This is a genomic window from Amycolatopsis magusensis (genome assembly GCF_017875555.1).
Taxonomy (GTDB): Bacteria; Actinomycetota; Actinomycetes; order Mycobacteriales; family Pseudonocardiaceae; genus Amycolatopsis; species Amycolatopsis magusensis.
In genome coordinates this window covers 3,191,416-3,207,141 of the sequence record NZ_JAGGMS010000001.1, presented here as the reverse complement: position 1 = coordinate 3,207,141, position 15,726 = coordinate 3,191,416, and the positions used below count along the sequence as shown (strand labels likewise).

General features: G+C 71.9%; 1 protein-coding gene (only partly in view). It reads right to left on the bottom strand.

The features are described 5' to 3' along the window. Positions 1-15,712, bottom strand: the 5' end (the start) of a protein-coding gene (locus tag JOM49_RS42950) for a type I polyketide synthase (protein WP_308158739.1). 17,303 nt of this gene lie to the left of the window's left edge; the window shows 15,712 of its 33,015 coding nt (coding positions 1-15,712); the start codon lies at positions 15,710-15,712; its stop codon lies off the left edge, out of view. Positions 15,713-15,726: the final 14 nt, after the last annotated feature.

Here is a 15,726-nt window from a genome sequence, read left to right as displayed (position 1 = left end):
CCACATGGGACGACGGCGTACCCGCGTGCAGCGTCTGCGGGAGCACCCCGTGCCGCAGCGCCAGCACCATCTTGATGACCCCGGCGACACCGGCCGCGGCCTGCGTGTGCCCGAGGTTCGACTTGACCGACCCGAGCAGCAACGGCCGCTCACGGTCCTGGCCGTAGGTCGCCAGCAACGCCTGCGCCTCGATCGGGTCACCCAGCGTGGTGCCGGTGCCGTGGCCCTCAACCACATCGACGTCCTGAGTGGACAGACCGGCGGCAGCCAGCGCCTGGCGGATCACCCGCTGCTGTGAAGGCCCGTTCGGCGCGGTCAGGCCGTTCGAGGCGCCGTCCTGGTTGACCGCACTGCCGCGCACCACCGCGAGGATCTGGTGGCCGTTGCGCTTCGCGTCCGAGAGCCGCTCCAACACCACCAGGCCGACACCTTCGGACCAGCCGACACCGTCCGCGTCATCCGAGTAGGCCTTACAGCGACCGTCTTCCGCGAGACCACGCTGACGGGAGAAGGCGATGAAGGTGTTCGGCGTGGACATCACCGTGACACCACCGGCGAGCGCCAGCGAGCATTCGCCGTTGCGCAACGCCTGCATGGCCCAGTGCATGGCCACCAGCGACGACGAACACGCCGTGTCGACGGTGACCGCCGGGCCTTCCAGCCCGAGCGTGTAGGCGACCCGGCCGGAGGCGACGCTCGGCGAGGTGCTGGTCGCCTGGTAGTTCTCGAAGTCGTCGCCGTTGAGCAGCGAGGCGTAGTCGCTGTACATGACGCCGGTGAAGACCCCGGTCTGGCTGCCCTTGAGCGAAACCGGGTCGATGCCCGCCCGCTCCAGCGCCTCCCAGGAGCTTTCGAGCAGCAGGCGCTGCTGCGAGTCGGTCGCCAGGGCTTCCCGCGGGCTCATGCCGAAGAAGGCCGGGTCGAACTGGGCCGCCTCGTGGAGGAAGCCGCCCTCACGGGTGTAGGAGGTGCCGGGCCGCTCGGGGTCCGGGTCGTAGAGCGAGTCCAGGTCCCAGCCGCGATCGGCGGGGAACTCCGTGATCGCGTCGGCGCCCTCGGACACCAGGCGCCACAGGTCCTCGGGCGAGCTGACCCCACCAGGGAAGCGGCAGGACATGCCGACGATCACGATCGGGTCGTCGGCGACAGCACTGTGGCTTACCTCGGTGCCGTGAAGGTGGCTTTCACGGCCCAGCAGTTCGTCGGCCACGTAACCGACCAGCGCGGTCGGGGTCGGGTAGTCGAAGATCAGCGTGGCCGGCAGGCGCAGGCCGGTGACCCCGCTGAGGCGGTTGCGCAGCTCGACCGCGGTCAGCGAGTCGAACCCGAGGTCGGAGAACTGCTTGGACGGCTCGATCTCGGTGGTGTCGGTATGCCCCAGCACCCCGGCCACCTGCGTGCTCACCAGGTCGAGCAGCAGGTCCAACTGCTCGGCCTCGCTCCGCCCGGACAGCCGCCGGACCAGGCTCACCGCGGTCTCGGCACCGGCGACCGACCGGCGGGTCCGAGTCCGGATCAGGCCGCGCAGCAGCGGCGGGACCTCGTCCTGCGCACGCAGCACGGGCAGGTCGAGGCGCACCGGGAGGACCAGCGGCTCCCCGGCCACGGCGGCGTCGAACAACCGCACGCCCTGCTCGACCGGGAGCGGCGGCAGACCCGCGCGCGCCAGGCGTTGCGTGTCCGCGTCACCCGCCATGCCCGTTTCCCAGGCGCCCCAGGCCATCGAGACACCCGGCAGGCCCTGGGCCCGGCGGTGGGCGACGAGCGCGTCGGCGAAGGCGTTGGCGGCGGCGTAGTTGCCCTGCCCGGCCCCGCCGAGCACCCCGGCGATCGAGGAGAACACGACGAACGCGTCCAGCTCACCCGTCAGTTCGTGCAGGTTCCAGAGCGCGTCCACCTTGGGCTTCAGCACGGCGTCCAGGCGTTCGGGCGTGAGCGAGCCGATGACCCCGTCGTCGAGCACCCCCGCGGCGTGGATGACGGCCTTGACGTCGTGCCGCACCAGCAGCGAGGCCAGCGCGTCACGGTCGGCCACGTCACACGCGACGACCTGCACGTTGGCGTCGATGTCCGACACGTCGGCGCGGCCGCTGCGGCTGACCAGCAGCAGGTCACGCACCCCGTGCTCGGCCACCAGGTGCCGCGCGATCTCCAGGCCCAGGCCACCGGTTCCCCCGGTGATGAGCACCTGGCCGTCCCAGGTGATCGGCTCTCCCGCGGTGGCGCGGGCGATCCGCGGGACCAGGATCTCGCCCCGGCGAATCGCGACCCGCGGCTCGTCGACCGCGAGGGCCTGCGGCAGCAGCTCGTCCGAGTCGGCCTCGATCAGGCCGAACCGGCCCGGGTTCTCCGCCTGCGCCGAGCGCACCAGGCCGCCGATCGCGGCTCCGGCCAGGTCACCGGGCTTGGTCACGAACACCAGGCGCGACTCGGCGAACCGGTCGTCACCCAGCCATTCCTGGAGCAGGCCGAGCACCCGCGTGGTCAGTTCGTGCGTCGAGGCGACCACGTCGGCGGCACCCTCGACCGGCAGCACCAAGGTGGCCGGGATGTCCACAATGGACGACAGCGGGCCGTCCAGCATGACGACCGGCTCCTGCGCCGTCGCGGTGACCGGCCGCCACTCCAGGCCGTACAGATCGGTCGCTTCGGCGGGCCGCTCGGCCGAAACCGGCCGCGTGACCAGTGATTTCACCGAGGCCACCGGTTCACCGGCGGGGTCGGCGAGCGCGATCGACAGCGTGTCACCGTCCTGGACCAGCCGGACGCGCACGGACTTCGCGCCGGTGGCGTGCAGCGACACCCCGGTCCACGAGAACGGCAGGCCCGGGGTCCCGGACCCGGCGACCAGCACGGCGTGCAGGCTCGCGTCCAGCAGCGCCGGGTGCAGGCCGAAGCCGTCCACCGGGGTGTCCTCCGGCAGCGAAACCTCGGCGTAGATCGCCTCATCGGTCCGCCACACGGCCCGCAGGCTCTGGAAGACGGGCCCGTAGGCGAACCCGTTGTCGGCGAAGGTGTCGTAGCAACCGTCCACCTCGACGGGCTCGGCGCCCTGCGGCGGCCAGGCCGTGGAGGACACAGCATCGAAGTCGGCGCGGTGTTCGCCGGTGGCCAGCGTGCCGGTGGCGTGCTGGGTCCACGGCAGGCCGTCCGCGCTCTCGGGCCGCGAGTACACCGCGAACCCGCCGGCTTCGTCGACCGAAACCTGCACCTGGACCGCGCCCTGGTCCAGGACGAGCGGCTCGGCGAGGGTCAGTTCGTCCACGCGGTCGTGGCCGAGTTCGTCCCCGGCCCGCAGCGCCAGTTCGGCGAACGCCGCGCCCGGCAGGATGACGCGGCCGTTGACCGCGTGCTCGGCCAGCCACGGCTGCGTGCCGGTGGAAAGGCGGCTGGTGAACAACGCGCCTTCGCGCTCGGCGAGGTCGACGGCCGCGCCCAGCAGCGGGTGCTCGACCGCGGTCAGGCCAAGGCCGGAGGCGTCACCGGGGCGGGTGCGCGCCGACGGCCAGAACCGCCGCCGCTGGAAGGCGTAGGTCGGCAACTCGACCTGGCGGGCCCCGGTCCCGGCGAAGATCGGCGCCCAGTCGACCGCGATGCCGTTGACGTGCAACGCGGCCAGCGCGGTGACGGCGGCCAGTTCCTCGCAGCGGTCCTTGCGGTGGATCGGCACGACCAGCGCTTCGGGAGCGGATTCGGCCGCCATCGCGGCCAGCACGCCGCCGGGTCCAAGCTCCAGGAAGGCGGTGGTGCCCTCGCCGGTCAACGTGGTGATGTGGTCGGCGAAGCGCACGGTGTCGCGGACGTGCCTAACCCAGTAGTCCACTGTGGTCACATCGCCGGGCATGGGAATGCTCGGCTCGTGGAAGGTCAGGCCCTCGATGGCCGCGCGGAAGTCCTCCAGCATCGGATCCATCAACGGCGAGTGGAACGCGTGCGAAACCTTGAGACGCGTGGTCTTCTCGAAGCCCGCCGCGATCTCCAGGACCGCCGCTTCCTCACCCGCGATGACCACCGAATCGGGACCGTTGACCGCCGCGATCGAGACACCCTCGGTGAGCGTGATCTCGTCCTCGGCGGCCTTGATCGCCACCATCGCGCCACCGGTCGGAAGCGCCTGCATCAACCGCGCCCGAGCCTCGATGAGCGTGCACGCGTCTTCCAGGCTGAGCACCCCGGCCACATGCGCGGCCGCGATCTCACCGATCGAATGCCCAGCCAACGACTGCGGCTTGATCCCCCACGACTCGACCAACCGGAACAACGCCACTTCCAGCGCGAACAACGCAGGCTGCGCATTCCCCGTCTGGTTCAACGCTTCCTGATCCTCACCCCACATGACGTCCCGGACATCGAGGTGTTCGAAGACCTCATCCAGGGCGGCGGCGAAGACCGGGAACCGGTCGTACAGTTCACGGCCCATGCCGAGCCGTTGCGAGCCCTGGCCCGAGAACAGGAAGGCCAGCGAGTGCTCGCCCGCCACTCCCCGCGCGACCTCGGCGCCGTCGACCAGCACCGCGCGGTGTTCGAAGGTCGACCGCGAGGTCAGCAGCGAGTACCCGATGTCCAGCGGCGAAGCGTCCAGCGACCGGACGCGTTCGGCCTGCTCCTCGAGCGCGGCCTCGGTCCGGGCGGACAGCACCCACGGCACCACGGCGGGCTCGACCTCGGCCACGGCCGGGGTCACCGCCGTCTCCGGCGCCTGTTCGAGGATCACGTGCGCGTTCGTGCCGCTGACCCCGAACGAGGACACCCCCGCCCGGCGCATCCGGCCGACCTCGGGCCACTCCGTCCGCTCGGTCAGCAGCTCCACCGAACCGGCTTCCCAGTCCACATGGGACGAAGGCGTACCCGCGTGCAGCGTCTGCGGGAGCACCCCGTGCCGCAGCGCCAGCACCATCTTCATCACCCCGGCGACACCGGCCGCGGCCTGCGTGTGCCCGAGGTTCGACTTGATCGAGCCCAGCAGCAACGGCCGCTCACGGTCCTGGCCGTAGGTCGCCAGCAACGCCTGCGCCTCGATCGGGTCACCCAGCGTGGTGCCCGTGCCGTGGCCCTCAACCACATCGACGTCCTGAGTGGACAGTCCAGCACTGGCCAGTGCCTGCCGGATCACCCGCTGCTGCGAAGGCCCGTTCGGCGCGGTCAGCCCATTCGACGCGCCATCCTGGTTCACCGCGGAACCACGCACCACCGCGAGGATCTGGTGGCCGTTGCGCTTGGCATCGGAGAGCCGCTCCAGCACCACGAGACCAACGCCCTCGGACCAGCCGACACCGTCCGCGTCATCCGAGTAAGCCTTGCAGCGACCGTCCTCCGCGAGACCACGCTGCCGCGAGAACGAAATGAACGTGCTCGGCGTGGACATCACCGTCACACCACCGGCGAGCGCCAGCGAGCATTCCCCACTCCGCAACGCCTGCATCGCCCAGTGCATGGCCACCAACGAGGACGAACACGCCGTGTCGACCGTGACCGCCGGGCCTTCCAGCCCGAGCGTGTAAGCGACCCGGCCGGAAGCCACACTCGGCGAGGTGCTCGTGCCCTCGTAGCCCTCGTCACCGTCGACGAGCTGGCCGTAGTCGTTGTACATGACCCCGGCGAACACGCCGGTTTGGCTGCCGCGCAGGGAAACCGGGTCGATCCCGGCTCGCTCGATCGCCTCCCACGAGGTCTCCAGCAGCAACCGCTGCTGCGAGTCGGTCGCCAGGGCTTCCCGCGGGCTCATGCCGAAGAACGACGGGTCGAACTCGGGCGCGTCGTGCAGGAAGCCGCCTTCGCGCGTGTACGAGGTGCCGGGGTGGTCCGGGTCCGGGTGGTACAGCTTCTCCAAGTCCCAGCCGCGGTCGGCCGGGAAGCCGGACACCGCGTCGGTGCCGTCCACCGCCAAGCGCCACAGGTCTTCCGGCGTGCCGATGCCACCGGGGAAGCGGCAGGCCATGCCGACGATGACGATCGGGTCGTCGGTGACCGGCGGCAGCGTCCGCAGCGGCACGCCGGCGTCCGCGTCGGCGCCGAGCAATTCGTCCCGCAGGTAGCCGGCGAGGGCGGCGGTGGTCGGGTAGTCGAAGATCAGCGTGGCGGGCAGGCGCAGGCCGCTCGCCGCACCGAGGCGGTTGCGCAGTTCGACCGCGGTCAGCGAGTCGAACCCGAGGTCCTTGAACTGCCGCGACGGCTCGACGCGGGTGGTGACGCTGTGCCCCAGCACGGCGGCGACCTGGCCTCGCACCAGCTCGATCAGCACCTCGCGGCGTTCGTCCTCGCCGAGCGTGAGCAGGCGGCGCACCAGCGAATCGGCGGCCTCGGCACCGACAGCCGACCGGCGCGCGCGGGTTCGGATGAGGCCGCGCAACAGCGGCCGGACCTCGCCCTGCGCCCGCAGCGCGGGCAGGTCCAGGTGGACCGGGAGCACCAGCGGTTCCCCGGCCAGCGCGGCGTCGAACAGTGCGACGCCCTCCTCGGCCGACACCGCGCGCATCCCGGCGCGGGTCATCCGTTCCGTGTCGGTTCCGGCCATCATGCCGGTGTCCGCCCACGCGCCCCACGCCAGCGAGACGCCGGGCAGACCGGCGGCCCGGCGCTGGGCGGCGAGCGCGTCGAGGAAGGAGTTGGCGGCGGCGTAGTTGCCCTGCCCGGCGGTGCCGAAGGTCCCGGCGACCGAGGAGAACAACACGAACGCGTCCAGGTCGCCGGTCAGCTCGTGCAGGTTCCAGGCGCCGTCGACCTTGGGCCGCAGCACCTTGTCCAGGCTCTCGGGCGTCAGCGAGTCGAGCATGCCGTCGTCGAGCACGCCTGCCGTGTGGATGACGGCCTTCACGTCGTGCTGCGCCAGCAACTCGGCCAGCGCCTCGCGGTCGGCCACATCGCAGGCCGCGACCTGCACGTTCGCGTCGATGTCCGAAACATCTGCTTGGCCGCTGCGGCTGACCAGCAGCAGGTCGCGCACCCCGTGCTCGGCGACCAGGTGCCGCGCGATCGCCAGGCCCAGACCACCGGTGCCCCCGGTGATCAGCACCTGACCGGTCCAGCTGATCGGCTCCTGCGCGGCGACGCGCGTGAGGCGCGGCACCAGGATCTCACCGTCCTGGACCCGCACGTGCGGCTCGTCCACGGCGAACGCTTCGGCGGGCACGTCGGCGTCGGTCTCGATCAGGCCGAACCGGCCCGGGTGTTCGGCCTGCGCCGAGCGCACCAGGCCGCCGACCGCGGCCGCGGCGAGCCCGCCGCCGGTCACGACCACCAGCCGCGAGTCACGTTCTTCGGCCAGCCAGCGCTGGAGCACGCCGAGCACTTCGGCCGTCGCCGCGTGGGTATCGTCGGATTCGAGGCGGTACACCTCGTGCTCATCCACAGTGGACTGAACGGCAGCCGGAACCCAGTCGATGCCGAACAATGCGTCACCGCGCACGCCGGTCGCCCGCTCGATCGGCCGGGTGGCCAGCGCGCCGATCGTGGCGACCAGCTGCCCGGACGGGTCTGCGACGGCCACCTCACCGGAAGCGGAAAGCCGCACCCGCAACGAGGTCGCGCCGGTCGCGTGCAGGGAGACGCCTTGCCACGAGAACGGCACGCGAGCCTCGCCACCGCGGTCGGCGAGCGCCGCAGCGTGCAGGCTGGCGTCCAGCAACGCCGGGTGCAGGCCGAAGTCGTCCACATCGACGTCGTCGGGCAGGGAGACCTCGGCGAACAGGTCGTCACCGCTGCGCCAGGCGGCACGCAGGCCCTGGAACACCGGCCCGTAGTCGATGCCGAGTTCGGCGAAGCGCTCGTAACAACCGTCCACATCGAACAGTTCGGCTCCGGCGGGCGGCCAGACCGTGGCGTCGAAGGAGGAGCGTTCGGCGCCGGTGGCCAGCACACCGGTCGCGTGCTCCACCCACGGGGAGCCGTCCTCGCCGCGGCTGCGGATGGTCACCGACTGGCCGCTGACCCGCACCTGGAGCTGGACCGCGCCCTGCTCGGGCAGCACCAGCGGGGCGGCGAGGGTCAGCTCTTCGAGCCGATCGCGGCCGATCTCGTCGGCGGCCCGCAACGCCAGCTCGACGAACGCGGTGCCGGGCAACAACACCTGGCCGCCGACCCGGTGGTCGGTGAGCCAGGGGTGGGTCCACCGCGACAGCCTGCTGGTGAACAGCACCTCATCCTCGCCAAGTTCGACCGAGGCGCCGAGCAGCGGGTGCTCGGCGGAGGTCAGGCCGAGGCCGGACGCGTCCCCGGTGCCGAGGGCGCCCGCCGGCCAGAACCGCTGGTGCTGGAAGGCGTAGGTGGGCAGCTCGATCCGGTGGGCACCGGGGTAGAACGGCTGCCAGTCGACCGGCACGCCGTGGACGTGCAGCCGGGCGAGCGCGGTGAGGGCCGAAGTCTCCTCCGGCTGGTCCTTGCGCAGGAGCGGCACCGCGAGCGCGGTCTCGGCGACCATCGCGGACAGCACACCGGACGGGCCCAGCTCGAGGAAGTACGCGTCACCGATGGCGGCCACGTTGCCGGCGAAGCGCACGGTTTCCCGCACGTGCCGCACCCAGTACTCCCCGTTCGTGACGTCGCCCGCCATCGGAATGCGGGGTTCGTGGAAGGTCAGACCCTCGATGGCGGCCCGGAAATCGTCCAGCATCGGGTCCATCAACGGCGAGTGGAACGCGTGCGAGACCTTGAGCCTGCTGGTCTTCTCGAAGCCAGCCGCGATCTCCAGCACCGCGGCCTCGTCACCCGCGATGACCACCGAGTCCGGGCCGTTCACCGCCGCGATCGACACGCCCTCGGTGAGAGTGATCTCGTCTTCCGCGGCCTGGATGGCGACCATCGCCCCACCGGCCGGGAGCGCCTGCATCAGTCGGGCGCGAGCCTCGATGAGCGTGCAGGCGTCTTCGAGGGAGAGCACGCCCGCCACATGGGCGGCGGCGATCTCACCGATCGAATGCCCAGCCAGCGCGTTCGGCTTGACGCCCCACGACTCGACCAGCCGGAACAACGCCACTTCCAGCGCGAAGAGCGCAGGCTGCGCATTCCCCGTCTGGTTCAACGCCTCCTGATCCTCACCCCACATGACGTCACGGACGTCGAGGTGCTCGAAGACCTCATCCAGGGCGGCGGCGAAAATCGGGAATCGGTCGTACAGTTCGCGGCCCATGCCGAGCCGTTGCGAGCCCTGGCCCGAGAACAGGATGGCCAGCGGGCGCGTCTCCGCCCGGCCCCGCGCGATCTCGGTGCCGTCGAGCAGCACGGCCCGGTGGTCGAAGGTCGAGCGCGAGTTCAGCAGCGAGTACCCGATGTCGGCCGGGGAGTCGGTCAGCGCCCGGACGCGTTCGACCTGATCGTCCAAGGCGGCTTCGGTCTTCGCCGACACGACCAGCGGTACCGCGTGTTCGACCGGCGTCGGCTCGGCGGGCTCCGCCGCCGAAGCCTGCTCCAGGATCACGTGCGCGTTCGTGCCGCTGACGCCGAACGAGGACACACCCGCCCGGCGCATCCGGTCGACCTCAGGCCACTCCGTGCGCTCGGTCACCAGCTCGACCGAGCCGGTCTCCCAGTCCACATGGGACGAAGGCGCGTCGACGTGCAGGGTCTCGGGCAGCACGCCGTGCCGCATGGCCATGACCATCTTGATCACGCCCGCCACCCCGGCCGCCGCCTGCGTGTGGCCGAAGTTCGACTTGATCGAACCCAGCAACAGCGGCGTTTCGCGATCACGGCCATAGGTGGCCAGCAGCGCCTGCGCTTCGATCGGGTCACCCAGCGTGGTGCCCGTGCCGTGCGCCTCGACCGCGTCCACGTCCTGAGTGGACAGACCGGCGCTGGCGAGCGCCTGGCGGATCACCCGCTGCTGCGACGGCCCGTTCGGCGCGGTCAGGCCGTTCGACGCACCATCCTGGTTCACCGCACTGCCGCGCACCACGGCCAGGATCTCGTGCCCGTTCCGCTGCGCGTCGGACATGCGCTCCAGCACGAGCAGGCCGACACCCTCGGAGAAACCGGCACCATCAGCAGCGTCGGCGAACGCCTTGCACCGGCCGTCCGCGGAAAGCCCGCGCTGACGCGAGAAGGTGACGTAGGTGCTCGGGGTGGACATGACCGTCACGCCACCAGCAAGCGCCAGCGAGCACTCGCCAGCCCGCAGAGCCTGCGCGGCCAGGTGCAGCGCGACCAGCGAAGACGAGCACGCCGTGTCGACCGTGACGGCCGGGCCCTCGAAGCCGAAGGTGTAGGACAGGCGCCCGGACGCCACGCTCAGCTGCGCGCCGGTGCCCTGGTAGCCCTCGTCGTTCTCGATCAGCGAGCCGTAGTCGTTGTACATCACGCCGGCGAACACGCCGGTCTGGCTGCCCTTGAGCGAGGCCGGGTCGATGCCCGCGCGCTCGATCGCCTCCCACGAGGTCTCCAGGAGCAGGCGTTGCTGCGAGTCCGTCGCCAAGGCTTCACGCGGGCTCATGCCGAAGAACTCGGGGTCGAAGTCGGCGGCGTCGTGCAGGAAGCCGCCGGTTCGCGCGTAGGAGGTGCCGGGATGGTCGGGGTCCGGGTGGTAGAGCCGGTTCAGGTCCCAGCCGCGGTCCTCGGGGAACCCCGTGATCGCGTCGGTCCCGTTGAGCACCAGGTCCCAGAGTTCCTCCGGCGAACTGACGCCACCGGGGAACCGGCAGCTCATCCCGACGATCACGATCGGGTCGTCGGCGACCTCGAGGACCTCGGTGCCGTGAAGGTGGCTTTCGCGGCCACCGAACAGCTCGTCACGCAGGTAAGCGGCCAGCACGGCGGGCGTCGGGTAGTCGAAGACCATGGTGGCGGGCAGCCGCAGGCCGGTCGCCGCGGTCAGCCGGTTGCGCAGCTCCACGGCGGTCAGCGAGTCGAAGCCCAGGTGCTGGAAGGTTTGCGCCGGGTCGACCGCCGCCGCGCCCGCGTACCCGAGCACCACGGCGACCAGCCCGCGGATCACCTCCTGCAGGGACTCGACGCGCTCGGCGTCGCTCAGCCCGGCGAGCCGCTGCACCAGCGAGTCGGCAGCCACTTCGCCAGCGGCGGCACGCCGTGCGCGCGTGCGCGCGAGCCCCCGCAGCAGCGGCGGCACCTCGCCGCGGCCCCGCAGCACCGCCAGGTCCACGTTCATCGGCAGGATCACCGGCTCACCGGTGGCCAGCGCGGCATCGAACAACGCGACGCCCTGCTCGGCCGACAGGGGCGGCATGCCGTCCTGGGCCAGGCGCCGCAGGTCGGCGTCGGTCACGTTGCCGGTCAGGCCGATCGTGCGGTCCCACGCGCCCCACACCAGCGACACGCCGGGCAGTCCGGCGGCCCGGCGCTCGCGGATCAACGCGTCCATGGCGGCGTTCGCGGCGGCGTAGTTGCCCTGGCCGGCGCCGCCGAACACTCCGGCACCGGCCGAGTAGACGACGAAGGCGGACAGGTCGCCGGTGAGTTCGTGCAGGTTGCGCGCGGCGTCGAGCTTCGGGCGGAGGACGGTGTCCAGGCGATCCGGCGTCAGCGAGCCGATCACGCCGTCGTCGAGCACACCCGCCGCGTGCACCACGGCCTTGACCTCGTGCTGGGCCAGCAGTTCGGCGAGCTGGTCCCGGTCGGCCACGTCACAGGCGGCGACCTGCACGTTGGCATCGATGTCGGACACGTCGGCCTGGCCGCTGCGGCTGACCAGCAGCAGGTTGCGCACACCGTGCTCGTGCACCAGGTGCCGGGCGAGCACCCCACCCAGGCCGCCGGTGCCGCCGGTGATCAGCACGAGTTCGTCGGGGTTCCAGGTGAACCGCTCCGCCGCGGCGGGCACGCGCGCGAGGCGCGGCACCAGGATTTCGCCACCACGGATCGCGAGCTGCGGCTCTCCGCTGGCCACGGCCGACGCGACCAGCGCGAGGTCCTGGGCTTCGACCAGCACGAACCGGCCGGGGTTCTCCGACTGCGCCGAGCGCACCAGGCCCCAGACCGCCGCCGTGGCCTCGGTCTGCCCACGGGTAACCAGTACGAGCCGCGAGTCGGCGAACCGCTCGTCGGCCAGCCAGCGCTGGAGCAGGTCGAGCGCGTGCGCGGTCAGCTCACGCACCGAGTCGAGCTCGGGCAGCGGCAGGACCACCGCTTCCGGAACATCCTCAATGGACTCCAGCGTCTCGTGCACCGCCAGTACCGGCTCCGGACCGGCGGCGGGCGCGGGCACCCAGTCAACGCGGAACAGGCCGTCGCGCGCCGGGTCGCCGAACTGATCGGCGGACACCTCGCGCAGCACCAGCGAGTCGATCGACGCGACCGGGGCACCCGCGGCATCCGCGACCTCGACCGACAGGCCGTTGCCCTCGGCACGCAGGCGCACCCGCACGGTGGCCGCACCGACCGCGTGCAGCGAAACACCTTCCCAGGAGAACGGCAGCGCACCACCGCTCAGCACACCCAGCTCGGCGAGGCCCGCCGCGTGCAGCGCGGCGTCCAGCAGGGCCGGATGCAGGCCGAAGCCGTCCGGCGAAACACCCTCCGGCAGGGACACCTCGGCGAACACCTCGTCGCCGTGCTGCCAGGCCGCACGCAGGCCACGGAAGACCGGGCCGTAGGCGAACCCGTCGTCGGCGAAGCGTTCGTAGCAGCCCTCCACCGCGAGGGCTTCGGCACCGGGCGGCGGCCAGTTCACACTGTCGAAAGTGGACGGACGGCTGCCGGTGCTCAGGAACCCGGTGGCGTGCTCGGTCCACGGCAGGTCGGTCGCGTCCTCGGGCCGGCTGTGCACGGTGAGCGGGCGCCGCCCGTGCTCGTCGGCCAGGCCCACGCGCAACTGCAACTGGACGGCCCCCTGCTCCGGCAGCACCAGCGGCGCCGCGAGCGTGAGTTCGTCGACCCGGTCGCAGCCCAGTTCGTCCCCGGCCCGCACGGCGAGTTCGACGAAGGCCGTGCCGGGCAGCAGCACCTTGCCGAGCACGGTGTGGTCGGCCAGCCACGGGTGCGACCGCAGTGAAAGGCGGCTGGTGAACACGTTCTCGCCCTCGGCCAGTTCGACCGCGGCGCCGAGCAGCGGGTGCTCCACCGCGCCCAGCCCGGCCGCCCGCACGTCACCGGCGCCGTTCGCCGCCGACGGCCAGTACCGCTGCCGCTGGAAGGCGTAGGTGGGCAGGTCGACGCGCTTCGCGTCACCGAAGAGGACCGGCCAGTCGACGCGGACCCCGGCGGTGTGCGCCTCGGCGACCGAGGTCAGGAAGCGGAGCGCGCCACCGTCGTCGCGGCGCAGGGAGCCGAGCACCACCCCGTCCACCCCGGCGGCGTCGAGCGTCTGCTCGACCCCGACCGTGAGCACCGGGTGCGCGCTCGGCTCGAGGAAGACGTCGAAGCCGTCGTCGAGCAGGCGGCGCGTGGTGCGCTCGAACTCGACGGTCTGCCGCAGGTTCGTGTACCAATACTCGGCGTCCAGCCCGGCCGTGTCGATCGGCTCGCCGGTCACCGTGGAGTAGAAGGGGATCTCCCCGGCGCGGGGCGTGATCGGCGCGAGGTCGGCGAGCACGCGCTCGCGGATCGCCTCCACCTGCACGGAATGCGAGGCGTAGTCCACCGAGATCCGGCGGGCGCGCACCCCGTCCGCCTCGCACGCGGCGAGCAGTTCATCGAGCGCGGCCACTTCACCGGAAACCACGGTGGCGCCGGGGCCGTTGATCGCCGCGACGGACAGCCGGTCGTCCCAGCGCGTGAGGTCCACTTCGGCGGCCGGGAGCGCCACCGAGACCATGCCACCGTGCCCGGCCAGGGAGTCCGCGACAGCCAGGCTGCGCAGCGCGACCACCCGGGCCGCGTCTTCGAGGCTCAGTGCCCCGGACACCGCGGCCGCCGCGATCTCGCCCTGCGAGTGCCCGACCACCGCCTCCGGCTCGACGCCCATCGAGCGCCACAGCTCGGCGAGCGAAACCATCACCGCCCACAGGACCGGCTGCACCACGTCGACGCGATCGAGATTTCCCTGCCCGCGCAGGACATCGACCAGCGACCAGTCGACGAACGGCTCCAGCGCGGCAGCGCATTCACCGATCCGGCGCGCGAACACCGGCGAGGCGTCCAGCAGTTCGCGGCCCATGCCGACCCACTGCGAACCCTGGCCGGGGAACACGAACGCCGTCCGGCCGACGGCCGAAGCCACCCCGGTGACCACCCCGGCGGTGGTTTCCCCGCCGGCGAACGCGTCCAGCGCCTCGGGGTCGAGCACGACCGCGCGATGGTCGAGTGCCGCACGGGTCGTCGCCAGCGAGAACGCGATGTCCTCAGTGGACCCCTGAGCTTCGCGGATGCGCGCGGCCTGCGCGGTCAGCGCGGCCTCGGTCCTCGCCGAAAGCAGCCACGGCACCACTCCGGTCACCGGCGCTTCGGCAGCCGGCTCGTCCTCGGCCGACTCGGGCTCCGGCGCCTGCTCCAGAATGACGTGCGCGTTGGTGCCGCTGACGCCGAACGACGAGACACCGGCCCGGCGCTCGCGGTCCAGGCGCGGCCACGGGCTCTGCTCGGTCAGCAGCTCGACGGCCCCGGCGGACCAGTCGATGTGCGAGGACGGCCGCTCGGCGTGCAGGGTCTTCGGCAGTGCGTCGTGGCGCATCGCCATGACCATCTTGATCACCCCGGCGACCCCGGCCGCCGCCTGCGCGTGCCCCAGGTTCGACTTGATCGAGCCCAGCTTCAGGGGGTGCTGACGGTCCTGGCCGTACGCGGCCATCAGGGCGTGCGCCTCGATCGGGTCACCCAGTGCGGTCCCGGTGCCGTGGGCTTCCACAGCGTCCACATCGGACGGGTTCAGGCCCGCGTTCGCCAGTGCCGCCCGGATCACGCGCTGCTGCGACGGGCCGTTGGGCGCGGTCAGGCCGTTCGAAGCGCCGTCCTGGTTGACCGCGGTACCGCGGATGACCGCGAGGATGTTCCGCCCGTTGCGCTGGGCGTCGGAAAGCCGTTCCAGCACCAGCTGCCCGGCGCCTTCGGACCAGCCCATGCCGTCGGCGTCGTCGGAGAACGCCTTGCTCCGGCCGTCCGCGGCGAGCGCGCCCTGCTTGGTGAACTCGGTGAACGCGCCCGGCGTGGACATCACCGCGACGCCACCGGCCAGCGCGAGCGAGCATTCGCCGCTGCGCAGCGCCTGCACGGCGAGGTGCAGCGCGACCAGCGAGGACGAGCACGCGGTGTCCACCGAAACCGCCGGGCCCTCGAAGCCGAAGGTGTAGGAAACCCGGCCGGAGATGACGCTCGCGATCACGCCGGTGGTGGCCTCACCGGCGAGCAGGTTGGCGTAGTCCTGGCCGTTCGTCCCGGTGAACACACCGGTTTGCGTGCCACGCAACGAGTCCGGGTCGATCCCGGCGCGCTCCAGCGCCTCCCACGAGGTCTCCAGCAGCAGCCGCTGCTGCGGGTCCATGCCCAGCGCCTCGCGCGGGGAGATGCCGAAGAAACCCGCGTCGAAGTCGGCGGTGTCGTGGACGAAGCCGCCTTCGGTGGCGCGGCTGGCCCCGGTGCGGAACAGGGTGTCGAGGTCCCAGCCGCGGTCGCCGGGGAACTCCCCGATGACGTCGCGGCCGTCGGCGAGCAGGTCCCAGAGCTGCTCCGGCGAGCGCACCCCGCCCGGGTAGCGGCAGGCCATGCCGACGATGGCGATGGGCTCGGTGTGCTTGCGCTCCAGCTCCTGGACGCGCTCGCGGGCCCGGCGCAGGTCGACGGTGACCCGCCTCAGGTATTCGACGACCTTGTCCTGCTGCTCATCCTGCTGCACTGGTCCATCCTCTT